The 21,725-nt window shown below is 61.8% G+C and carries 18 protein-coding genes; 6 read left to right on the forward strand and 12 right to left on the reverse strand.

The annotated features are described in order from the left end of the window. Positions 1-7: 7 nt before the first annotated feature. Positions 8-2,371 carry a hypothetical protein gene (locus FJ979_RS14430; protein ID WP_140581751.1) on the reverse strand — a complete coding sequence of 788 codons (2,364 nt, stop codon included), beginning with the start codon at positions 2,369-2,371 and terminating at the stop codon, positions 8-10. Positions 2,372-2,562: 191 nt separating this feature from the next. Between FJ979_RS14430 and FJ979_RS14435 the strand changes: the two genes are divergently transcribed. Together FJ979_RS14435 and FJ979_RS14440 are read left to right on the forward strand one after the other, a co-directional pair. After that, entirely contained in the window at positions 2,563-3,249 is a 687-nt protein-coding gene (locus FJ979_RS14435; protein ID WP_140581754.1) for an XRE family transcriptional regulator, read from the forward strand. Beyond that, positions 3,250-3,759, forward strand: coding sequence for an RES family NAD+ phosphorylase (locus tag FJ979_RS14440; protein ID WP_318012529.1), 510 nt, complete (start codon positions 3,250-3,252; stop codon positions 3,757-3,759). A gap of 847 nt (positions 3,760-4,606) precedes the next feature. Here the strand turns inward: FJ979_RS14440 and FJ979_RS33055 are convergent. Both FJ979_RS33055 and FJ979_RS14450 read right to left on the reverse strand, forming a co-directional pair. After that, on the reverse strand, positions 4,607-4,957 hold the full coding sequence (locus tag FJ979_RS33055; RefSeq protein WP_246678956.1) for a hypothetical protein: 351 nt from the start codon (positions 4,955-4,957) through the stop codon (positions 4,607-4,609). A gap of 202 nt (positions 4,958-5,159) precedes the next feature. Continuing rightward, positions 5,160-6,167 carry a LysR family transcriptional regulator gene (locus FJ979_RS14450; protein ID WP_140523218.1) on the reverse strand — a complete coding sequence of 336 codons (1,008 nt, stop codon included), beginning with the start codon at positions 6,165-6,167 and terminating at the stop codon, positions 5,160-5,162. A 122-nt stretch (positions 6,168-6,289) separates the two neighbouring features. Here FJ979_RS14450 and FJ979_RS14455 point away from each other — a divergent pair, with 122 nt between their 5' ends. Together FJ979_RS14455 and FJ979_RS14460 are read left to right on the forward strand one after the other, a co-directional pair. Next, positions 6,290-6,988 carry an HAD-IA family hydrolase gene (locus FJ979_RS14455; protein ID WP_140523221.1) on the forward strand — a complete coding sequence of 233 codons (699 nt, stop codon included), beginning with the start codon at positions 6,290-6,292 and terminating at the stop codon, positions 6,986-6,988. Between the two features lie 31 nt (positions 6,989-7,019). Then, positions 7,020-8,315: an FAD-binding oxidoreductase gene (locus FJ979_RS14460; RefSeq protein ID WP_140581759.1), complete on the forward strand. Its 1,296-nt coding sequence runs from the start codon at positions 7,020-7,022 to the stop codon at positions 8,313-8,315. Between the two features lie 20 nt (positions 8,316-8,335). Here FJ979_RS14460 and FJ979_RS14465 read toward each other — a convergent pair whose 3' ends face one another. The 9 genes from FJ979_RS14465 to FJ979_RS14505 all read right to left on the reverse strand — a co-directional run bounded on the left by FJ979_RS14465 (position 8,336) and on the right by FJ979_RS14505 (position 19,175). Beyond that, complete coding sequence (locus FJ979_RS14465; RefSeq protein ID WP_140523226.1) at positions 8,336-10,378, reverse strand: NADH:flavin oxidoreductase; 2,043 nt, start codon at positions 10,376-10,378, stop codon at positions 8,336-8,338. A 142-nt stretch (positions 10,379-10,520) separates the two neighbouring features. Beyond that, the gene (locus tag FJ979_RS14470) at positions 10,521-11,312 is read right to left on the reverse strand and encodes an amino acid ABC transporter ATP-binding protein (RefSeq protein ID WP_281405127.1); all 792 of its coding nucleotides are present in this window, start codon (positions 11,310-11,312) and stop codon (positions 10,521-10,523) included. Then, a complete protein-coding gene (locus FJ979_RS14475; protein WP_140523229.1) occupies positions 11,296-12,135 on the reverse strand; it encodes an ABC transporter permease subunit in 840 nt (279 codons plus the stop codon). Before FJ979_RS14475 ends, FJ979_RS14470 begins: the two co-directional genes overlap by 17 nt. Then, complete coding sequence (locus tag FJ979_RS14480) at positions 12,132-12,878, reverse strand: amino acid ABC transporter permease (RefSeq protein WP_140499588.1); 747 nt, start codon at positions 12,876-12,878, stop codon at positions 12,132-12,134. Before FJ979_RS14480 ends, FJ979_RS14475 begins: the two co-directional genes overlap by 4 nt. 48 nt (positions 12,879-12,926) lie before the next feature. After that, positions 12,927-13,787 (reverse strand): transporter substrate-binding domain-containing protein, encoded by an 861-nt coding sequence (locus tag FJ979_RS14485; protein ID WP_140523232.1) that lies wholly within the window; start codon positions 13,785-13,787, stop codon positions 12,927-12,929. Then, entirely contained in the window at positions 13,784-15,370 is a 1,587-nt protein-coding gene (locus tag FJ979_RS14490; RefSeq protein WP_140523234.1) for an FAD-dependent oxidoreductase, read from the reverse strand. Before FJ979_RS14490 ends, FJ979_RS14485 begins: the two co-directional genes overlap by 4 nt. A gap of 69 nt (positions 15,371-15,439) precedes the next feature. Continuing rightward, positions 15,440-16,390 (reverse strand): LysR substrate-binding domain-containing protein, encoded by a 951-nt coding sequence (locus tag FJ979_RS14495; RefSeq protein WP_224656359.1) that lies wholly within the window; start codon positions 16,388-16,390, stop codon positions 15,440-15,442. Between the two features lie 192 nt (positions 16,391-16,582). Continuing rightward, positions 16,583-18,121, reverse strand: a complete 1,539-nt coding sequence (locus tag FJ979_RS14500) for an FAD-dependent oxidoreductase (RefSeq protein WP_140523237.1) — start codon at positions 18,119-18,121, stop codon at positions 16,583-16,585. Between the two features lie 202 nt (positions 18,122-18,323). Further along, the gene (locus FJ979_RS14505; protein ID WP_140523240.1) at positions 18,324-19,175 is read right to left on the reverse strand and encodes a transporter substrate-binding domain-containing protein; all 852 of its coding nucleotides are present in this window, start codon (positions 19,173-19,175) and stop codon (positions 18,324-18,326) included. A gap of 155 nt (positions 19,176-19,330) precedes the next feature. On the opposite strand from FJ979_RS14505, the gene FJ979_RS14510 reads away from it, so the two are divergent. Next, positions 19,331-20,251: a LysR substrate-binding domain-containing protein gene (locus FJ979_RS14510; protein WP_181165427.1), complete on the forward strand. Its 921-nt coding sequence runs from the start codon at positions 19,331-19,333 to the stop codon at positions 20,249-20,251. A 99-nt stretch (positions 20,252-20,350) separates the two neighbouring features. Next, positions 20,351-21,637: an FAD-dependent oxidoreductase gene (locus FJ979_RS14515; protein WP_140523245.1), complete on the forward strand. Its 1,287-nt coding sequence runs from the start codon at positions 20,351-20,353 to the stop codon at positions 21,635-21,637. Positions 21,638-21,725 lie beyond the last annotated feature (88 nt).

Genomic DNA, 21,725 nt, shown 5'->3' on the forward strand with positions numbered 1-21,725 from the left:
GACCAGCCTACGCTGCCTCCCACACCTGGTTGAGAATTCGTGCGGCAAGCGCCGCCTTGTCCTGCGGAAGAAAGCGGCCATAGTGGTGCGCCACCATGTCAGGCGTATCCTGGATGGCATAGCTTGCCTGCTCGTAGGAGCCGGTCTGTTTCAGGATGTGAGTAGCCAGAACATCCCGGACATTGTGCGGGCCGTGAGGCAGAAGACCTGGAATCGCCCCTCGGCCGGTGTAAGGGTTAAATATGCCGTATCGCTGGATAGTCAGGCGCCACGCCTCATAGAATGTGTTCTGGTCGTATGAGGCATCCGCGCTCGTGGTCTTCACGGTCTTGATGAAGAAGGTGCCCGGGTCTTCCATTTCTCCCAGCAGGGCGCGCCGATGTCGATCGATATAGGCTTCGATATGATCGTAAAGGCCGCCAAGATTGGGCAGAACCAACCGGAATGGCTTGCTTCCGAAATAGGACGAGTGGGCATTCTTGAATGCGACCGACGGGATCAGCACCTCCCAGCCTTGATCGCGGTCGCTCCAGCGGAGCTCGCCACGCTTCATGTCGGCAAGCTGTCGCTCTGAACGGGACGGCTTCCCGCGCTCGCAGACCATCAGCTGGCGCAGATTTTTCTGCCGCAAGCCGAGATGCAGCCCGAAGCGTAGCATCAGGAATGAACGAGCTGCCTCCGCCGCAGGACGGCGGTAGAGGCGCTCATCGGGCATCAGTCGGAGAATTTCTTCGGTGATCTTCCGATACTCGCCAACCGGGCTTTCGGCTTCCAGCACCGGCATGATCGGCTCGAACGGATCACGATGGACGCGCGCGACGCGTTGGATTTCTTTCACCCGGGAGGAGGCGTGCTTGAAGTAGACATCGCAGGCGTCGTCCCAATCCGCGCGGGCACGATCGATATCCTTCTGCGACACCAATCCGTCGATCGGACGTAGTCGCGACGCCAGATGAGGATGCTGTCGCAGCCAGCCCGTTTCCTTGCGGGTAAGCGCCAGCGAAATCCTCAGCATGTCCACTTCCCACGCCGTGTAGAAGCCGCGGCGTTTCTCACGCCATTGAACATACCAATCCCAGACCGAGGGGAATACGAACAGCGCGAAGGTCAGGTGCTGCAGTGGCACGCCATAGCCGCGTACCGGGCCGCGCGGATGGGCAGCCAGAGCGCCGAACATCAATCCGAGATGTTCGATCTTTTGCGACGTTGTTTCCTCACCCCAGACACCGTTGCGCTGGAGGCCGAATGCGGTGAGCGTTGCGGTCTTGAAGCGGATCAGTTCCACCATTTCCATCGCAAGCGCTGGCGGTGCGTCGATGACACCGGACATCAGGTCGGGATCGGTGAAGGATGGACCGTCATGATCATGTTCTTCACGCTGATCTCGGCAGTCGTCATTTGCAAGGTCCGATTGGCCATAGGTGATGCCAGGAAAACGGATGGCATATCGCTGTTTCATTGCGGCGGCCTGGAACCGTCTGTAATCGGTCGAACCACGGATAATCACGCGTTGCACCCACTTGAGGATCTCTTCCTGTTCATCGCGTGAGCGTGCGTTGAAATCATCAGGCAAATGCCATGCGATCCGCCGCCGCTCCGCCGCGCCGATATCGTCAAGGATGTGTCCGGAAGCGGATCGTGTCTGATGGGGAAGCTTTGTCTTGAAGTAGCCAGCTGGAAGGCGGTAGCGGCGCTCGATGCGGGCAAGCACTTCCATGCTTGCCACGCTGCGCGGCGCCTTTGAGCCCTGCAGCCAGTGGCGGATTGTGGAGTCGTCGAAGTTCTCGTCATCGCGGACCACGGCGCGATGGAGGTGCCAGTAGCTGTCACCATGGCGACGCATGTGCAGTTCCAGCGCTTCCGGAAACGAAGCCGGATCAGACCACTCCTTGAACAGAGCTTCGGGGAATTCCTCGATCTCGCGTGGTTTGATGCCGGGCTTCTGCCGGGGTGTCGCGGTCTGTTTCTCCGGTCGATCGATCGACCTGTTGGGCCTTGCTGCAATCGGTTTTGCCGTCGGCTGCAGTGAGGAACGGCCGCGCGGGGTAGGGGACTCCGTTGCGGTGCCGCCGGAGATTTCGGCTGATCGCCTGGTCGGGCTTTTCGTATTGCGGGCGATCGCATCCAATGCGGGCACGATCGCAGTCTTGGCAGCCTGCAGCGCTTCTTTGCCGAGGCCGCATTGAAAGGCGATTTCGTCCCAATCGTAGCCGCGCGGACTTCGCGGCGGCATTCGGGAAAGACCGATCAGATTGAGGAGGAATGATTTGATCCGCGCGCTTTCCTGCGGAGGCAGGACCGGATCGACCCGGAGACGGCAGAAATCGGAAATCTTACGGGAAAGCAGCTTGTTATGTGAAATGTCAGTCATTCTATCGGCTGTGAGAGGGATTGTCCGTGTTGCGAGGGGTCGCGGACATAACCGATTCTGGCCATAGGTAGGCCGATTAAACGGCACAGCCGGTCGCGTCCATAATCGCCCTCTTTTCCTTTACGAATTTATCGAACTTGACGAACTTGCATTTTGTCTCCACATTGGGTGGATACAAGAGGACGTCAACTATGGCCGCTCCAAAGCGCAGCAATCATCGCGAGACCACATCGCATGCGAGAGCCGCCACTCTGAGCTTTACCGCGAAGCTGCCGGCACAGGCGGATTTCAAGAAAGTGCTGCTGGAACGTTACCAGGAGGCCGTCGCGCGCAGCCGCAAGGTGGGTCATCGTGTGTCGTTTCGGGTAGAGGTTGATCCAGCGGCTGACGCGCAAACGATCACGCCGGTTGAGGAGCAGCCCTTTGCTACAAGTGACATGTTTCCCATCGAGGAAGCGGGCAAGCCTGATGCCGAGTTGGAAGCTGCGCTCGCCAGTGCGCGCGAGCGCGGCCGGAAGCGTGTTGCCGAGATTGTCTCGGGGGAAGACATGCTCAGTGCTGATGCGTTTGCCAAGCTGCTCGGGACATCGCGGGTGACGGTCAACGCCAAGCGGCAAAGCGGACAGGTGCTAGGGATCGATGGCGCCAAGCGGGGTTTCCGTTTCCCTGTGTGGCAACTTGATAAGGACGGCCGTCCATTCGGGGCGCTGCCGATCCTCCATTCGACGTTGGGCAACAATTCCTGGGCGGTCTACCGCTTTCTCGTATCTCGGCACGGTGCGCTCGATGGTCGGACCGGACTTCAAGCCCTTCAGCGCGGAGATGATGTCTCGGTGTTAACTGCTGCAGAAGGCATCGCCAGCGGCGACTTCAACTGAATGCCGGGCCTATCACCTCCAACCGATTTCGCGCGCGCAACGCTCGAGATCGAAACAATAGCGCCGGGGCAAACATTCGGCAGAATCTACTGGAGGACCTTTCCCAATCCGCTGGGGTACGGCAAGTCGCCAAGCCGCTTCAGTGATCCTCGGCGCCGTATCGAGGCCAACCGGTTCGGTGTTCTCTATCTCGGAGACTCCTTGAAGGTATGCTTCATTGAGGCGGTGCTTCGAGATCGGCGCGAAGGGGTTCTCGACGACCTCCCGATAGACGAGGCGGAATTGACACAACGGCGCTATGCAGAGGTCAGGACAGTGGAAGACCTTCGTCTTGTTGACCTCAGAGGCGACAATGCGGTCAGGATGGGGGTGCCGAGTGACGTCGTCCGCGCACAGAACCACAATCTCGCTCGCCAATGGTCGGTAGCGTTTTACGAACATCCGTCCCGGCCTGACGGGATCATTTACCCTTCTCGACTCAACGGCGCGGACCAATCTCGCCATCTATGATCGAGCAGTGGGAAAGCTTCAGCCGGAACGCGTAGTGACGCTTATCGGTGCGCCGGGACTGGCTCGAGTTTTGGATGATTTTAGGGTTGCCTTGGCGTAACGGGGTTAATTGGTGAGCCTGCGGTTCAGTTCCGTTCAAGACCGCCGCCTTGATGTTCGCTTTTTGTGCTTCGAAAGTCGCATAAAAGGGCAGTGTGGTGTGATCTCCGGAATTATTTGGCATTTCATGGGGTTTAGCAGTCCGGAATTATGGGCCTGGGTACCCGCCCTATGCGATTAAAAACAAGAGGGTTTCGGGCCGAAGGTAAGGGTTCCCTATCCAAAAACCGAGTTTACCAATGGCCTCAATGACAGTTAATTCTGGGGTGGCATTAAGTAATTGGATTTGCGTGGAATTAGGCGCCCTTGTTGGTCAACCCGCTTACGTCGGCCAACGGATTGGTCAACCCCAAGACGCCAGGATTGGTACCCGAGGCAGCAGCCCTGTCGACCGAGGTTCAGCTCTATACTTCCCCACAATCGCTTGAGCCAGATGGCGTCAGTATCTCAGCGTTGGCACTTGCGCACGACGGCGACGTCCTGACTAATTCCGGACAGCTACAGATAATTCTGGACGGCACACTGGAATTGGTGCGATGGCGAAGTTAGCCTGCTCGCTGATCAGCCGTCTTTGCCTCGCTCCTCAACTTCTCAAGCCGTGACAGGCAGATCATTTCGATACGACCGGTCGGAGACTCGCTCTGCAAGCCACTGAAGCGCCTCGCGAGTGATCTCGAAGGTATCAAGTTAGCCAGAGCTATGCTGATCCGAAATATGTAGGCATTTTTCGGTCATGGGTGAGACTCGATCATGCGGATCGCGCCAATCCGATCCACGCTGCGCTGACGGTGCGCGGTGCCACGCCCTGGACGGAGCTCGACCGCGATGAAACGCGCGATCCCGATTCACGCCTGCGCCGCAGGAGCACGATGACCGTTGGCGTGTGGTCGTGCGTCGCACGCCAGAGGTCGACGATGATCACAGCTCGTCGGCGCATGAAATCTACGAGGCACGGCGCCTCGTCGAATTGCCGACAGTTCGTCTCGCCGTTGAGCGCATGGACGATGCCGGAATCCAGCGCCTGAGACGCCTGGTCGAGGCGCAGCGCGAGATGACGTATGATCCCGTCAAGTTTCAGATTTCCGACGCCGAATTCCACGACGCCATCTGTCGGGCCGGCGGCAATCCGCTTCTGGCCGATTTTCTGCACAAGATGTATTCGTTCGGCCTGGAATTCCGCCGCCGGGGCTTTTGGCGAAGGGCGCCGTGTCACTGAGCGTCCGCGATCACACCCTAATACTCGACGGCCTTGAAAAGCGCGATGCCGCCGCAGCCGTTGGAGCAATGGAGAAACACCCTTATCAGAATCCGCCGCAAGACGCTGGATGGGATGAACTCCTGATCGGATTACGGCCATTTTCCTGGCGCGATGGATCGGCACCAAGTTCAAGGCCAGGATACTGCGCGTCGACGCGCTTCATATCGGTGGTGAATTCGGTATCTATCCAATCGCAGATCTCGGAAACTACAGGAGTCTCCTGCTTGCGGGCGATGACCAGTTCGCAGGTCCGGCCGGTCTTCATGACCGGGCCTACCGGCACCAGGACACCGCGCGCCAGGTGATGCGACACGACGTTGAGCCAGCCGAGAGCGACGCCCTGCCCGAGCAGGGCGGCCTGGACCACGACTGTATAGTCCGAAAACTGCAGCCCGCCCGCCGTGCCATTTGCCGTGTTCTCCGAAAACAGGCCCGACCAGTCCGGTTCTGCCGTGCTGAGATTGATGATCCTGTCGAGCGCCGGCATGAACGTGCCGGTGGGCGCCTGTTTTTCCGGCAGGTGAGGAGCGCGGATCGGCACCAGCAATTCCGGCATCAGCTTGCGCGCGACGTGCCGGGCGTTGCTGCCATGATCGAAGCGCATCGCAATATCGACACCGTCCACGGCTCCGCCAAGCGGTCCGCTGATCAGCTGAAAGCGGATATCGACTTTCGGGAATCTCGACTGGAACAGCGCTAGCCTGGGCATGAACCAGTGCGTGGCGAAGGCAGACGACACCGAAAGAACCACTGTCCGCATTCCCGACTGCCTTGACTGCTGCACCCGCAGGACTGTTCGCTCGATTTCGTCGAAGCTGCCCGAAATTCCCGAAAAAAGCACGCTGCCCTGCTCCGTCAGGACGGCGCCGGAAGCGGTCCGGTGGAAAAGCGCGACGCCCAGATGGGCCTCCAGCCGCCCGATCGTGCGACTGACAGCCGGGCCGGTGACGCAAAGTTCCTGTGCGGCACGAGCAAAGGTCCCGCAGCGTACGGCCGCCTCGAAGGTCACGAGCGCATTGAGCGAAGGAAGCAGGTGTCGAAGGCGGGACATTACAAAATGTAAGCTCCCCGATCAGCATTTGTGGAATTGCGGCGACGCATCCTCTTCTGTTCATTGAACGCAAGCTTCCGCCGGTCGGAAGCCGGTTTCAGCGAGGAAGAGAGGCAGGTCTGATGTCCTTCAAGCAATTCAAAATTTTGACATTCGACGTCGTGGGGACGCTCATCGATTTCGAGAAAGGCATTCTCGACGCGTTCCGCTCGATCGGGGGAAAGGCTGCCGAGGGGCTGAGCGACGACGATCTCTTCGCCCCCTATCTTGAAGGGCGCGTCGATCATCCCGGCCGCTCCAGCCAGGTGATGGCGGACGTCTACCTCCATGTGGCCCATAAGCTCGGCCTGCCTGCGGACCAGCGCTCGGCCGACGCTTTCCAGATTGCCGTGCTGCGCTGGCCGGCATTCGAGGATTCCGCCGAGGCACTCAAGCGGCTGCGCCGGCATTTCCGCCTGGTCGCCATGACGAACGCCGACCGCGTTGCCTTCAGCGCCTACTCGCACACGCTGGGGACCCCTTTCCACGACGCCGTCACGATGGACGACGCCAGATGCGCCAAGCCTGACCCACGCTTCTTCTCGCATAATCTCGGGCGGCAATCCGCCTTCGGCTATCGCCAGGAGGACATGCTGCACGTTGCACAGAGCCAGTATCATGATATCGGCGTTGCCCGCTCGCTCGGTTACAAGGTCTGCTGGATCGAGCGGCGGATGCACCTGGAAGGCTATGGCGGCACACCGCATCCGGGCGAAGTGACGAAGCCGGATTTCCATTTCGCCACACTGCGCGACCTCGCCGACGCCGTCGAGCGGGAATAGCTCCGCCGGCGCCCAAGGGAGGACGATGCCGATGCAGGACCTGGCACATCCACGATCGCTGTGGCTGGAAACGGCCTCGCCGGCGCCGCCGCCGGTCGCGCTTGGAAACGCGGTCCAGGCCGATATCGCCATCATCGGCGGCGGATATACCGGCCTCAATGCCGCCTTGCGCGCCATCGAGCGCGGCCTGCATCCCGTCGTTCTGGAAGCGGTCGAAATCGGCTGGGGCGCTTCCGGCCGCAATGGCGGGGTCGTTTCCACCAAGTTTCGCGCCTCGCTAAGCGACATCGCGGCGCACCATGGGCTTGAAGCGGCGCGGCGCATGCACCGCATCGGCCATGATGCGATGGATCGCGTCGAACGGAATATCCAAGAACTGGGTATTGCCGACGCCGGCTTCATCCAGACCGGCAATTTGCGTTGCGCCCACAACGAACTTGCCCAGAAAAGGCTCGTGGCCGAAGCGGAGACGGCGCGGGGTATGTTCGGCGATGCCAGCCTGACCATACTCAACGCCAGCGCGGTGCGCGAGGAAACCGGTTCGGCCGATTTCGTCGGCGGCGTGCTTTCCACCCATGCTGGCATCGTTCATCCGCTGAACTATGCGCGGGGGCTTGCCGGCGCAGTGCGCACGCGGGGCGGCGAGATCTTCGAGAATTCGGTCGTGGTGGCACGCCGGAAGGACGGCGACCGCACCGTTTTGACGACGGCGCGGGGCCAGGTCGCAGCCAGGCATGTCTTGATCGCCACCAACGGCTATTCCGACATTACCGCCGCCACTGCGCCGGTGCGCGGAACGGTGATCCCCTTCCGCAGCGCCATGATCGCGACCGAGCCGCTTGGCGCCGACCTCAGGGCCACGCTGATGCGGCACTGCCGCAGCTACAGCGAGACGCGGCGCATGATGCGCTGGTTTCGACCCGCCGGCGACCGGATGCTGTTCGGCGGGCGCGGGGCCTTCGGGCGCGAAGATTCCGCCTCCGCCTTCCAGGCGCTCGAAAGGGCGCTGAAGGAGATGCTCCCCCAGCTTGCCGGCACCGCGATCACCCACCGATGGTCGGGGCTCGTGGCCATGACCATGGATAGCCTGCCGCAGATCGGCATGCTCGACGAGCGGACCGGTTTCGCGCTCGGCTACAACGGGGCCGGCATCGCCATGTCGGGCCTCATGGGCCGCCGCGCCGTCGACCTGATGCTGGGAGACAGGCCGGAACTCGGCCTGATGCAACGCAACGAGCCGCAATCCATCCCCTTCTATTTCCTGCGCGAGCCGGCGGTGCGCACAGTGGCGGGCTGGTATCAGTTTCTCGACCGCATCGGCCGCTGACACCGCCGGCGCGCGCACCGTCACAGCGCGCTGCATATGCGCAAGGCGTCCAGCACCGCGGCATGGATGTTGCGGCTCGAAACCGCGTCGCCGATACGGTGCAGTTCGAAGCCGCTTTCCCGCAGGCGCGGTTGCGGCGCCGCCTTAACCATGGCGTCGAGATCGGTGACGCCATCATTCGCCGAGTGGCTGCGCAGCGCAAAATAGGTTTCGTCCATGGGAATGCTGCCCTGCTCGACGATGACCTGGTCGACAAGGATACTCGTCACCTCCCGCGAGATTTCATTGACAAAGCTGGCTTCCAGCCGGTTGTCCTTGCGCTGAACCGCGAAGAGTCGGCTCTCGAAGACTGGCCTCACGCCAAGCTGCAGGAAGCGCTTCTTCCAGCGCAGCCGCTCGGCATAGGTCAGTTCCTCCGAAAGCTGCGCGTCGATCGAGACATAGGCGACCTCCGCACCTGCATCTCTGGCTTGTTCGGCGGAAAGCGGGCCTGGATGCCGTCCGGTTCCGTCGTAAATCAGCACTTCGCCATGCAGCGGCACCTGTCCGGTCAGGACGTCCCATGTGTTGAGACAGAGTTCCGCGCCCTCCTGCAGGTCGATCTGCGGCAGGCCGCCCGTGGCGAGGATGACGACATCCGGTTCAAGCGCGGCGATATCGGCGCTTTCCATATAGGCGTTGGTATGGACGGCAACGCCGAGACGCTGCAGTTCGGCTTCGCGCCACTCCACAATGCCCATGAGGTCGCGACGCCAGGAGCCGGTCGCGCCGATCCGGATCTGCCCGCCGAGATCGCCAGCCGCCTCGTAGAGCGAAACGGCATGGCCGCGCTCGGCGCTGATACGCGCCGCCTCCAGGCCGGCCGGTCCGCCGCCGACGACGACTACCTTGCGGGCAGGTCCGTCAGTCTTCTGGATGATGTGGCGCAGCGTCAGTTCGCGGCCCGTCGCGGCATTGTGCAGGCAGGAGGGGCGATACGGCGACTGGCAATGCGTGGCGCCAACGCAAGGGCGTATCTCGGCCTCGCGGCCGCCGGCGAGCTTCTCCACCAGATGGGGGTCGGCGATCTGGGCGCGCGTCATGCCCGCCATGTCCAGCCTGCCTTCCGCCACCGCGAAGCGAGCCGAAGCGACATCGGCAATGCGCGCGGCGTGAAAGACGGGCAACCCGACCTCGTGGCGGAAGGCGCCGACCGGTTCGATCCATGGAGCCAGCGGCGAGCCCATGCCGGGCATGTTCTCCTCCGCAAGCGCGCGTGTCGTATCCATCGTGCCGTAAATGGCATTGAAGAAGTCAACGCCTCCCCCCGCCTTGAGCATCAGGGCCGCCTTGACGCATTCCTCGAAGTTCAGGCCGCCATCGGGGCCTTCGTCGACGACAAAACGTATGCCGACGAGGAAATCATCCCCCACGGCCTTGCGGATCGCTTCGTGGACCATCAGGCCGAAACGCAGGCGGTTCTCAAGCGCGCCGCCGAAACGATCCGTGCGGCGATTGGTCAACGGCGACAGGAATTGGCCGATCAGGTGCCCGGCCGCCAGGGTCTCGATCCCGTCCAGACCGCCTTCCTTGCAGCGCAGGGCAGCCTGGGCGTAAGCCTTCACGACACGGTCTATGTCGTGCTCGTCCATCTCCTTGGGGATGCTGCGGTGGAGCGTCTCGCGCACTGGCGAGGGTCCGATCGTAGAAAGCCGGTCGCCGGCATAAGGATCGCCGCGGCGGCCCAGATGGGTGATTTGGCACATCAGCGCCGCACCGAGATCATGCATGCGCGCGCTGAAGCGCTGGAAGTGCGGGATGATCGCGTCGGTGCCGACATTGAGCTGCCGGAAGATGTTGGGGGAATCCAGGTCGACGTTGGACGAGCCGCCGAACATCGATAGCGCCAATCCGCCGCGCGCCTTCTCCTCGTGATAGCGCTGATAAGCTTCCTCGGGCATGCCGCCGACTTCCAGGCCACAGGCATGACTGGTGCTTATGATACGGTTGCGCAATGTCAGCTTCTTGATGGTCAGCGGCTGCAGCAGCGGATCCCTGGTAATGGTCTTGACCGGCCCGTTCATTTCATTCTCCTGCCGAATTCCGGCCGAGCACGATCGCTCGCGCAGACGGATCGGTCCGCGCGTCGCCGTTGCCGGCCTGTTGGTTCAATTTCCGAGGCCCAAGGGTCTTGGGCCTAAACTCCTAGTCCGAGGGCCTGCGGCCCTAAAGAACCTGACTCAGGAACTGCCTCGTCCTGGGATCCTTCGCCTTGGTGAAAAACTCGTCCGGTGGGCCGTGCTCCACGATCACGCCCCGGTCGGTGAAATAGATGTGGTCCGCCACCTCGCGGGCGAATCCCATCTCATGGGTGACGAGGATGCAGGTCATGCCCTCTGCCGCCAGTTCCCTGATCGTGAGCAGCACCTCCTTCACCGTCTCGGGATCTAGCGCCGCCGTGACTTCGTCGAACAGCATGATGTCGGGGCGCATGGCCAGGCTGCGCGCAATGGCGACGCGCTGCTGCTGGCCACCCGACAGTTCTCCCGGATAGGCGTTTTCCTTGCCCTGCAGGCGGACTTTGGCGATCAGCGCGCGGGCGCGCTCCTCGACTTCCCTCTTCGGCTCCTTCAGCACCAGGACCGGCGCCATCATGACGTTCTGCAGGGCCGTCTTGTGCGGGAAGAGATTATATTGCTGGAACACGATGCCGACTTTCTTGCGCAGCGCGAGAAGATCGAGCTTGGTGTCGTTCACCTCCTGCCCTTCGACCTTGATCGAGCCCTTCTGGACAGGACTGAGCCCGTTGATGCAGCGGATCAGCGTCGATTTACCCGAGCCGGACGGGCCGATGACGCAGATCACCTCGCCTTTGCGGACATCGAAGCTGATCCCCTTCAGCACCTCCAGGGCGCCGAAGGACTTGTGCACGTCGCGCAGCGATATGATCGGCATGTCCGGCGACCAGCCTGATTTCAGCTTTGCTTCGTCGGTATTCGATTTAACTTGCAACGACATATTTTCGCTCGAGCTTCCGCGTCCAGATTGCGATCGGATAGATGTAGGCGAAGAACAGGCACAAAAGAAAAAGATAGAACGGAATGAGGAATTCCGGCCGCGCGCCCGCCGCTTCCATGGCGGCCTGGGCATTGCCGACCGCCTCGTGCACACCGAGGATCGAGGCCATCGGCGTCGCCAGCGCCAGCAATGCGTACCAGTTCATCCATGGCGGAATGGCGCGCCTGACGCATTGCGGCAGGATGATCCAGCGCAAGGTCTGGCCACGCGTGAAGGCAAGGCTCTCCGCCGATTCCCACTGACCCTTCGGGATGGAGTTGATGGCGCCGCGCAGCACCTCGCTGATATTGGCCATCACCGGTAGCGAAAAGGCGAAGGTGGCCTTGATCCAGTCCGGTATCGCCACCGTTCCGGCGCCGGGCAGGCGCATCTCGAACGGCACCAGCAGCATGACCGTGAACAGGATCACCAGCCACGGCGAATTGCGGAACAGATGCGTCACGAACCATGCGGGCGTTCGCAACAGCTTCGAGCGGCTGACCCGCAGCAATCCCAGCCCGATCCCCAGAAGGGTTGCGACCGCCATGGCGATGAAGCTCATCAGGAGATTGAGAGCGAAACCCTTGAGAATGAAAGGCAGCCACAGGATCAGCGTGGCGATGGCCGACGGGGCCTGCTGCTGGGGGTCCGATTGGGCATAGGCGAAGGCAAGCGAGCCGAAGAAGGCGAGCACCAGCCACAGCCCGTGCCGCCAATGGATGCGCGAGCAGAAGCTTTCTTCTGCGAAGCGGCCCCTTTCGATACGGAAAGCCGCGCCGCTCATTGGCCGTATCCCGGCAGGGTCAGCCTGTGCTCGATGAAATGGAGCCCGGCGGCCAGGAGCGAGACGACGAGCACATAGAACAGGAACAGGAGCAACATCATCTCCGGCACGTTCACATTGTCCGACCACACCTGGTTCAGCGTATAGGTCATCTCCGGGACGGAAATGACGTAGGCGAGCGATGTCGTCTTGGCGAGACTGACGAGATTGTTGGTGAGGGCCGGCAGGCTGATGCGGAAGGCCAGCGGTAGGGTGACATACAGGTATATCTGCCACTTGCTCATGCACAGGCTCTCGGCTGCTTCCTTCGTCGATCCCGGCACCGCCTCCAAGCCGGCGCGGAAGATCTCGACATTGAAGGCGCCGCCGAAAATGCCGAGCGAGATGATCGCCCAGGCGAAGGACGAGATCAGCGGCTGGTAATAGCCGCCAACATCGACCTGCGGCGTGAAGGCGCCGAGAGCGAAATAGAAGAACAGGAGCTGGATCATCGGCGGCGTGTTGCGGAATGCCTGGATATAGGCATCCATCAGCACCCGCAGGACGGGAGACCGGGCGCTTTGCGCCCAGGCCCCCAAGACGCCGATCACCAGCGACACGACGATCGACCAGAAGATCAGCTGTAGCGATATGCTGATGCCGGACAGGAAGCGCCCATATTCATAGCTGTCGTAGAAGACGATGAAATTGAGGCCCGTGCGGTCGTAGAGATCCTGGAAGAAGGGCGCGATCAACTGGAACATTTTAGCTCCGGCAGCCGGTCATCGATCAGCGTTTCGCAGAGCATCGGCTCAGTTGCCGCCCTTCAGGTAGCTCGTGTCCCACTCAGCCTTCTTGTGCTGCTCGGCGATCCACTGCGACGGCTTCACCTTCCATTTCTTTTCAAGCTCGACCAGCTTTCCGGACGCTTGCCAGCGATAGGCCATGCCTGCCATGAACACGCCCAAGGCCTTGTCCACTTCCGCCACGGGCACCGCGGCCGCCCAGGGATTGTCGAAGAGAACGGAAACAGGCATCTCATAACCCTTCCACTCGCCCGAAGCGAGGTCGGCCATAATGCTCGCATCGTCATAGACCCAGGCGATGCACTTGCCGGAGCGCAAGGCTTCCTTACCCTCCGTGTTTCCGGTGAAGGCGACGACCTTGGCGTGATATTCCGTCTCCACCAGCTTGTTGTAGTAGACGCCCTGCTTGGCGCAGACCGGCTTGTCGGCGATGTCCTTCCAGTCCTTGATGACACCCTCCTTGGCCAGCAGGGTCGGACCGGACGTCCAATAGGCCGGCTCGATGATGCCGACCGCCTTGCGCCGCTCAGTGGTGTCGTACATGCCGCCGATGATGACGTCGATCTTGCCCTGCTGCAGGAACTGCATGCGGTTGGCGGACGTGACCACGACCGGCTCAAGCTTGACGCCGAGCGCATCGGCTACCGACTGGGCGAGGTCCACCTCGATGCCTTGCATCGAACCATCCGGCGATGGGAAGGACCAGGGCTTGAACGCGCCGAGAACGCCGACACGCACGGCGCCTCGTTCCAGAATCTGCTGCAGATGCGATTCGGCCGCCTGCGCGCTGCTGGCGGGAAGGATCGCACTTGCGGCCAGCGTGACTGCAAGGGCGGCGATGGTTTTCAGTGCTGATCCGATTTTCATGCTTCTACATCTCCCATTTTGTGTGTTGTCGGCTGAATTGGAAGGTCCGATGCGGCGCGGAACGCCGTCTTCTGGTATCGGATGAACCCGTCGATTTCACTGACGGTCCGCTCCGGCGCCCAGCCGACCAGATCGGCAATGGCATCGGCAGCCTCCTCAACCTCGGCGCGGTCGAGATGGCGGCGCCAGGCGAGGCCTGTCCTCGTATAGAGAATACCTTTCAGGTCGCGGGCATGCTCGACCGAAACCGCTGTGCGGAAAGCGGCGCGCCTGCCTTGCGAAAGCGGCCTCGAAATTGCGAACTCCGCACCGCTGTCGCCTGTCTCCGGGATCCGCCTCGCCACGGACTTGCGCGTCGGCTTCAGTTGCTTCTCGACGATCCGCAGCATCTCGCGCCCTGCGCTCAGATGGCTCATGACCGGCCCTGCCGTCATCGCGAAGATACCCGGCCTGCCGGCAGATGCGAGATCGTGGATCTGACGCGTGCGCCGCCCCATCGGCTCGGCTGCATCGAAGGTGAGCGGCCGCACGCCGGCCCAGGTGAATTCGACGTGGCGGCGGCCGAGCCGCAGGCCGGGAAGCATGTGACTGGCTTCCGCAAGCAGGAAATCGATGTCTTCGTTGGTGGCTGCGGCACCGGCGGCGTCGCCGTCGAAAGGCGTCTCCGTCGGCCCGAAATAAAAGCAGTCGTCATGCGAAGGCAGACAATAGAACGGCATACCGCTGCGGTTGATCGTGGCGATGCCGTAGCCGCGATAGGAATCCGGCAGCCTGACCGCGATATGAGCGCCCTTGGTGCCGCGAACAAGGCAGGGCGCTGGCTTGCCGGCGACGGGATTGGCGTTCACCGCGTCCACCCAGGTGCCGGCCATGTTCAGCACGACGGACGCGCGAACCTCGGCCGCTTCCCCCTTACCGTCGCGCAGTTCGACGAGCCAGCCTTCCGGCTTCCTACGTATAACGGAAGCTTCGCAGAACAGGCGTATTTCGGCGCCGTTTCGCTCGGCGTCGAGGGCGGCATCCACGCACAGCCTGTCCGGCCAGTCCATGATGTATTCACGGTAGGTGGCAATCGACCGCAGACTTTCGGGGTCCCGCAGGTCGTTTGCGAATGGCAGGTGGGTTTCGAAATCACTCTTCAGCCGACGATAGGCGAGCGCCGGTTCCGGTGGCCCGAGACGGCGCAGGATGCGGAAACCGAGATCCAAATGCCAGCCGCGGACGGGGCTCTCCGGATAAATCGGAAAGCACATGGTGAAGGGCTTGCACCGTTGCGGGCTCCGCCCGACAAGTTCGGTTCGCGCTTCCATCCCCGCCCGCGCCATGCGCAAGGCCGCGGCGAAGCGCTGCGGATGAAACGCAAAGGTGCGGATCGGGTTGGGCGTTTCGAAATATCGAAGGCCGCAATGCAGGATGCGCGAGGATCGGCTGGAGGCGCCGGCGGCGAAATCGCTCCTGTCGACCAGGAGGACGCTGTAACCCGCTGCGGCCAGTTCTCGCGCCGCGCTCGAACCGTTGATGCCGGCGCCGACCACGACGACATCGTAGTCCCGGCCCTGCATCTCGATAATTCTAGGCGACATTGGCGGCCTGTTTTCCTGGACGGTCGATCACGCCAATAAAGCGCTGATACCGAAATGTTCAAAATAGAATTATCGGCGATTGATATGCGTAGTGTGCATATCGTCCTGGTCCGGCAATTGTCTCAGGATCCGATCGCGCTTTTGCGCCATCAGCTCCAGCAGGGCATCGGCGGCGGGGTTGGGCCCGCGCGACTCCGGGCGCAGCAGGGCAACGTTAAACGGGATCTTCGGCGCGAAGGGGATCAGCCTGACCCGGTCGTCCAACTGCTCGACCGCGGTGTAGGGATCGATGATCGCAATACCGATCCCGTGCTTGACCATTTCATAGGCCGACACCGAAAAGGTCGTCTCATAGGCGGCATCCACCTTGACGCTACTGGACAGCAGCGCCTGATCGAGGAGATGCCGTGCCGAGACGAAGGAAGTCCAGGAAATGAATGGCCCCTGGCGCAGGTCGGCCGGGCCGAGCCGGCTGCGCCCGGCGAGCGGATGATCGCGCGGAACAGCCGCGATATAGGGCGCGTCACTGAAGACTTCGGTCCGGAACCCGGAGCGCTTGAACGGTGTTTCCGCCAGTCCGAAATCAATCTGCTGCGCGGCCGCCCATTCCTCGATCTTGACGGACATGCGCACGTTCAGCGTGACCTTGGTCTTCGGCCAGTTCTTCCTGAAATCGGCCAGCAGATGCGGCACGAAATTGATGCCCAGCGCCGGCATGACCGCAAGGCTGATCTCGCCGCCTTCCCCGCTTGCCAACCGTGCTGCGAAGCTGCTCAACGCGTCCAGCGAGACATAGGCTCGCTCGATCTCGTCGAGTAACAGGTGTGCCACGGTGGTCGGCGTGATCAGGCCCCTGCGGCGCTCGAAAAGCGAAACGCCAAGCTCGTATTCCAGCTTGTCGAGAAGCCGGCTGACGGCCGGCTGGCTGCGCCCCAGCAATTCGGCCGCGCCGCTGACGGTGCCGGTGAGCATGACGGCGCGAAATGCCGAGTAGTGCAGAAGGTTCAACGTACTTGTCATGGCGCACCGGTCTTCCCCGGACTCCCTGCAAAGCCATTCGTCCCGTAATCGCGATTCCCGCGATCGCGTACCGGCTGTGTAGCATCTATCCATCAGCAGGCTGTCATTATCTTTGACGGCTTCAAGGCGCGGACTGTCCTGCAAAGAGGGCATGAAACACTGCCTCTGGTGGCAGGTGGGCCCGATATTGGGTCAAGCGGGCGGATCAATGTGCAGCCGATGGGCGATAGCCTCCCGGGCGGAAGCAGCCTCCTGCCGCTTCCTCTGCGCCGACCATGAGCGCGCCTTGGCAAGCACCTCGGCTGCCAGGTCTACGTCTTCGCCAAGCGGGTCGTCGTTCCAGACGAGGCCGCTGCGGCGTACCAGCAGATCGTCGATGGTCTCGGCATGCTCGCTCTCCACGCCCCGTTGCATGATCGAAAGCTTGTCCTCGCGTGAGCTGTTCCCGGTTTCGCGCGGAACGCTCCTGGAAGCGAAATCCGGCTGCTGGCTCGGCCGTGACGGTGCCAGTCCCTTGCCCAGTGCCGTCAATGCGAGCTGCCCTGCCGAGCGATGGCTCATGATCGGCCCTGCCGTCATGGCGAACAGGTTGGGCGCTCCTTCAGGACCGAAGTCATGCAGTTGCCGCGAACGTGCGCCCATGGGCTGCGCCGGATCGTAAGTGAGCGGCCGCACGCCCGCCCAGCCATAGAGAATGTCGGACCGCCTGATATCGAGCGTCGGCAGGAGATGATTGGCTTCGCCGAGCAGGAACTCGAAATCCTCCTCGGTCGGATGGATGTCGTCGGGATCGCCGTCATACAACGTTTCGGTCGGTCCGAAATAATGCAGGCCACGCCACGGGATACAGTACAGCCCCTCATTCAGCCGGTTGAGCGTTGCGATGCCGAAACGGCTGCATTCGGGCGGCAGGCGGACCACGATATGCACGCCCTTGGTGCCGGTGATGCGACGACCGATCCGCCCAGCCTCGACGCGCGCATTAATGCGGTCGATCCATATCCCGCCCATGTTGAAAACACTGCGCGCGACGACGTGAACGGGCCGGGCGGCAGCATCCAGCGTATCGCCGAGCTCCAGCTGCCACAGATCGCCCTGCTGCGCCGCATGGGTGACTTCGGTATAGTTGCGTACCGACGCACCCAGACGCTGCGCTTCCAGCACCGCATCCACCACCACCCGTTCGGGCCAGTCGAACTGGTATTCGTCGAACATGGCGACCGACTGGAGCGCCTGCTTGTCGCGCAGATGCTGGAGAAGCGGCATCTGCGCGACTTCTGCGCCCGATAACCGGCGGTAATTCAGCGGCACCTCGCGGCCGCCCAGGGATTTCAGGATGCGGAACGCCGCATCGATCTGCCACCCGCTATAAGGGCCTCCACGGTAGACGGGAAAGCAGAACCTCATGGAGCGTATACGGTCGGGCGTGTCGCGGACGAATTGCGCCCGTGACTGCATCGCCGCCCGGGCCATCCGGCACGCGGTCAGGAAGCGCTGCGGCTGGCGCACGAATTCCCAGACGGATTTTCCGGGCGCGAGATAACGCAGACCACAATGAAGGAGCCGCGAAGACCGTCCGCTGGCGCCGGCGGCGAAATCACTCTTGTCGACGAGCAGCACCGAATAGCCGGCAGCACTGAGGCAACGCGCTGTTTCGGCGCCGTTGATGCCGGCACCAACGATGGCGACGTCGAAGACTGATCCGGAAAGTTCATCGAGTGAAAGGCGCATGATATCCCTGCTTGTTTGCAACTATGGATCCGCTTGGCGCAGGCGCCCGCGCCGGGCCGATCGAACCAAGAGTTGAAAAAAATCGACCGGAGGACCGCGTCCACCGGTCTCAAAATGGAGCTTTTCCGTCTCCGGCCGGCGGCTCGACAAAGGCTGTCTGTCGACCGCCAACCGGCCTGGCGGCGCGCCTGTCGCGTTGAGACTACTGGCTGTCCATTTTCGTGTTGTCAGCCTCAAGCAGCTTTTCGTGTTCGGCTTCGAACCACGGATCCGCGACCACTTTCCATTTCTCGGCAAGTTCGATGAGCTTGCCGGAGGCATGCCAGCCATGGCTCATGCCGGTCATGAATTTTCCCCAGATGCCGTCGCGCTCCTCCAGTGGAACGCCTGCCGCCCAATAGCTGTGATAACGGGATTTCAGGGGCATTTCGTAACCATCCCAGCCTTCGGTTCTCAACGACTGCTGGATCGCCGTATCGTCCGACAGCCACGCTGCGCATTTGCCGCTGCGCAGGGCCTGTTTGGTTTCCGTATTGCCGGAAAAGGAAATGATCTTGGCGTCATAGGCCTGAGCGATCACGGTATTGTAGAAAAGGCCTTGCTTGGCGCAAAGCGGCTTGCCGCTGAGATCCTCCCAACTCTTGATCAGTCCGGCCTTGGCCATGACATTGGCGCCCGATACCCAATAGGCTGGCTGCACCATCCCGACGACCTTGCGTCGCTCCGGCAGGTCGGACATCGCCCCGAGGATGAGGTCGATCCTTCCCTGCTGCAGGAGTTGCATGCGGTTGGCGGATTCGATCTGAACCAGTTCCAGCTTGACGCCCAGCTTTTCGGCGACATCCGCAGCGAGATCAGGCTCGATCCCGACGAGCCTGCCATCGGGGTCACGATAGGACCAGGGCGGATAGGCACCCTGCACTCCGACCCGCAGCGTGCCGCGTTCAAGGACTTCCTTGAAGCGATCATTGGCCGCGTCCGCCTTTGCGGCAACTCCCGCAAGGACCGCGCCAGCCACGACGGCGATCGACGTGAACTTCACCCATAAATCCATTGCCCAATCCTCCCATTGCAATTATTGGCGACAAATGTCGCGGTCCGGCGATTGGTCACCGCCTCATCAATCGGACTTCGCGCCGATCCCATTGTCAAATAAGGGGAATTATGGACGCTATGCAGTTCCGTTATAGGCTGCAAAGGAGAGGCGGCTTGAACATCAGGCAACTCGAAGCCTTCAAGGCAACGATGACTGCAAAGACCACCATCGGGGCCGCGGAGCTTCTCGGCGTTTCCCAGCCGGCCGTAAGCCGGCTTCTGGGTCAATTGGAAACATCTTTGTCAGTGACCCTGTTCGACCGGTCCGGCGGGCACCTCAATCCCACGCCGGAAGCCCTCCTGCTGCATGAGGAGGTTCTTCGTGCCTTCGTGTCGATCGACAAAATCCGCGAGATCGCCCGCGAAATGCAGGTCGCCAATTCCGGGATGGTCTCGGCGGCGTCGCTGCCGATGCTGGCAATGGACTTCATGCCTTCGGCGATCGCCCGCTTCACGGCAAGCCGGCCGGAGAGCCGCATTTCGCTGCGTATCCAGATGTCGCCGCGCATAGAAGAACTCGTCGCCAGCCAGCTTGTGGATGTCGGCATCGCCGAATATCCCTTCGACCGCTCCGGCATCGAAATCGAGGAATTCTGCTCCGCGCATTATCTGATGGCGGTTCCAAGCCATCATCGGCTGGCGCAGAAGGCACGGCTGACGCCGGAAGATTTACGCGACGAACGCTATATCTCCATCACCCACAATCATCTGGGGAGGCAACTCGCCGACCAGATTTTCGACCGCTACGGCGTTAAGCGCCGCATTGTCCTTGAAGCCCAGCTTTTTAGCACCATCGCCAACATGGTGGCCAAGGGGCTGGGAATCGGATTGATCGACCCCTTCACGGCGTTCGATTTTCGCGAGCATCCGGGAGTGCGCTCCATTCCCTTCGAGCCCGCGGTCAGCCTGCGTCTCGGCATGCTTTATCCGACACACCGTTCCCCCTCGCGCGTCGCGCGCGAATTCATTTCCAGCCTCAAGGCATCGCGCCGCGATGTCCTGCGTCAGATCGACGATATCTTCCACCGCAATTGAAGCCGGGCGCGCATCTATGCCGATCCGGCATAGCCCTATGCCACGCGCGGCTGCCTTCTCCTGTTATTGTCGCGGCGAAGGATCGGGCAAGGAACATAGATGGGCACCTTTCAAACGGACGTGGCCATTGTCGGTGGAGGAATTGTCGGCTGCTCGACCGCTCTTTCCCTAGCCCGCAAAGGGAGGTCGGTAACAATCTTCGAGCGCGGCAAGATCGCTTCCGAACAATCCAGCCGTGCCTGGGGTTTCATCCGCCGGCAAGGACGGCATGAAGCCGAGCTGCCGCTCGCGGTCGAAGCCTTGGAACTGTGGGCGGACTTGACCTCGAGATACGGCACACAGGCGACGCAGTTCACCCGCAGCGGAATCCTGGTCCCCGCGGAAACCGCTGCCGATGAGGATCGGATCCGCAGCGGCCACGATATTGCGCGCAGCTTCGGCCTTTCGACGCGCCTGCTGGATGCCGCGGACGTTCGTCAGACAATCCCCGAATTGGCTGGGCAATGGCGCGGCGGACTTTTCACCGCCGACGACGCCCATGCCGATCCGGCTCTTTCGACCCGGACCATCGCGGCTGCGGCACGCGAAGCCGGAGTCACTATCCTGGAAGATACACCGGTTTTCCGGCTCGACCTCGACAGGCAGGACAGACCGAGGCTCCTGGCGTCTAACGGGATCTTCGAAGCAAAAACCGTCGTTTTGGCAAACGGCATCGGCGCACCGGTGCTGGCCGCTTCGGCCGGCCTGCACCTGCCTATCCAGATCGTCAAATCCTCCGTCGGCCGCACCCGGAAGGCAGCACCCTTCACCCGCATCGCGATGTGGGGTCCCCGCGTTGCATTCCGCCCCTCTATGGGCGGCGATTTCATTATCGGTAACGGCTATCGCGGCATGGGAGTCGATTACGAAATCACCGTCGACTCATTTCGCTGCATGCGCCATTTCATACCCGCCTATCGCAACAACTGGCGTCAACTGCACCTCAGCATCGGAGCCGATTTCCGTCATCAATTAGCCGCGCGCTTCAGCCGCCGCAATGCCGTGCAGGCGCTGCCGGAGCCGAAGCCCAATATGCGCAAGGTGATGGCCAACCTTGCTGGCTTCCGGCAGATCTTTCCGCATCTGAATACGATCGAACTGCAGAACGCCTGGGCCGGCAGGCTGGATATCACGCCCGACGTCATTCCAATCATCGATCGGCCCAAGCCAGAGCTCGAACTCTTCGTGGCGGCCGGCTTCAGCGGCCACGGCTTTGCGCTTGGACCTTCCATCGGCAAACAACTCGGCGAATGGGTCACACAGGGCAGCCCCTCGATCAATCTTTCCGCCTTTGCTCTTTCCCGGTTCGAAAAGGGCATCGTTCACAAAGCGCAACAGGCGCTTTGAGATCGTGTTCGTTCACGCGGCCTCGCCTTAGACTTAACGGCGGAGCCGGGCTTGACGGACTTGTCAGACAGGCCGGAGCCGAGCTCAC

The organism is Mesorhizobium sp. B1-1-6, assembly GCF_006443035.1.
GTDB lineage: Bacteria > Pseudomonadota > Alphaproteobacteria > Rhizobiales > Rhizobiaceae > Mesorhizobium.

What these genes read in the sequence shown, in the direction of transcription:
- FJ979_RS14490 (WP_140523234.1), bottom strand. Translation starts at nt 15,370, where the DNA reads ATGTCGCCTAGAATTATCGAGATGCAGGGCCGGGACTACGATGTCGTC.
- FJ979_RS14440 (WP_318012529.1), top strand. Translation starts at nt 3,250, where the DNA reads ATGCCGGGCCTATCACCTCCAACCGATTTCGCGCGCGCAACGCTCGAG.
- FJ979_RS14455 (WP_140523221.1), top strand. Translation starts at nt 6,290, where the DNA reads ATGTCCTTCAAGCAATTCAAAATTTTGACATTCGACGTCGTGGGGACG.
- FJ979_RS14435 (WP_140581754.1), top strand. Translation starts at nt 2,563, where the DNA reads ATGGCCGCTCCAAAGCGCAGCAATCATCGCGAGACCACATCGCATGCG.
- FJ979_RS14500 (WP_140523237.1), bottom strand. Translation starts at nt 18,121, where the DNA reads ATGCGCCTTTCACTCGATGAACTTTCCGGATCAGTCTTCGACGTCGCC.
- FJ979_RS14465 (WP_140523226.1), bottom strand. Translation starts at nt 10,378, where the DNA reads ATGAACGGGCCGGTCAAGACCATTACCAGGGATCCGCTGCTGCAGCCG.
- FJ979_RS14505 (WP_140523240.1), bottom strand. Translation starts at nt 19,175, where the DNA reads ATGGATTTATGGGTGAAGTTCACGTCGATCGCCGTCGTGGCTGGCGCG.
- FJ979_RS14485 (WP_140523232.1), bottom strand. Translation starts at nt 13,787, where the DNA reads ATGAAAATCGGATCAGCACTGAAAACCATCGCCGCCCTTGCAGTCACG.
- FJ979_RS14450 (WP_140523218.1), bottom strand. Translation starts at nt 6,167, where the DNA reads ATGTCCCGCCTTCGACACCTGCTTCCTTCGCTCAATGCGCTCGTGACC.
- FJ979_RS14470 (WP_281405127.1), bottom strand. Translation starts at nt 11,312, where the DNA reads ATGTCGTTGCAAGTTAAATCGAATACCGACGAAGCAAAGCTGAAATCA.
- FJ979_RS14480 (WP_140499588.1), bottom strand. Translation starts at nt 12,878, where the DNA reads ATGTTCCAGTTGATCGCGCCCTTCTTCCAGGATCTCTACGACCGCACG.
- FJ979_RS14460 (WP_140581759.1), top strand. Translation starts at nt 7,020, where the DNA reads ATGCAGGACCTGGCACATCCACGATCGCTGTGGCTGGAAACGGCCTCG.
- FJ979_RS14515 (WP_140523245.1), top strand. Translation starts at nt 20,351, where the DNA reads ATGGGCACCTTTCAAACGGACGTGGCCATTGTCGGTGGAGGAATTGTC.
- FJ979_RS14430 (WP_140581751.1), bottom strand. Translation starts at nt 2,371, where the DNA reads ATGACTGACATTTCACATAACAAGCTGCTTTCCCGTAAGATTTCCGAT.
- FJ979_RS14495 (WP_224656359.1), bottom strand. Translation starts at nt 16,390, where the DNA reads ATGACAAGTACGTTGAACCTTCTGCACTACTCGGCATTTCGCGCCGTC.
- FJ979_RS14475 (WP_140523229.1), bottom strand. Translation starts at nt 12,135, where the DNA reads ATGAGCGGCGCGGCTTTCCGTATCGAAAGGGGCCGCTTCGCAGAAGAA.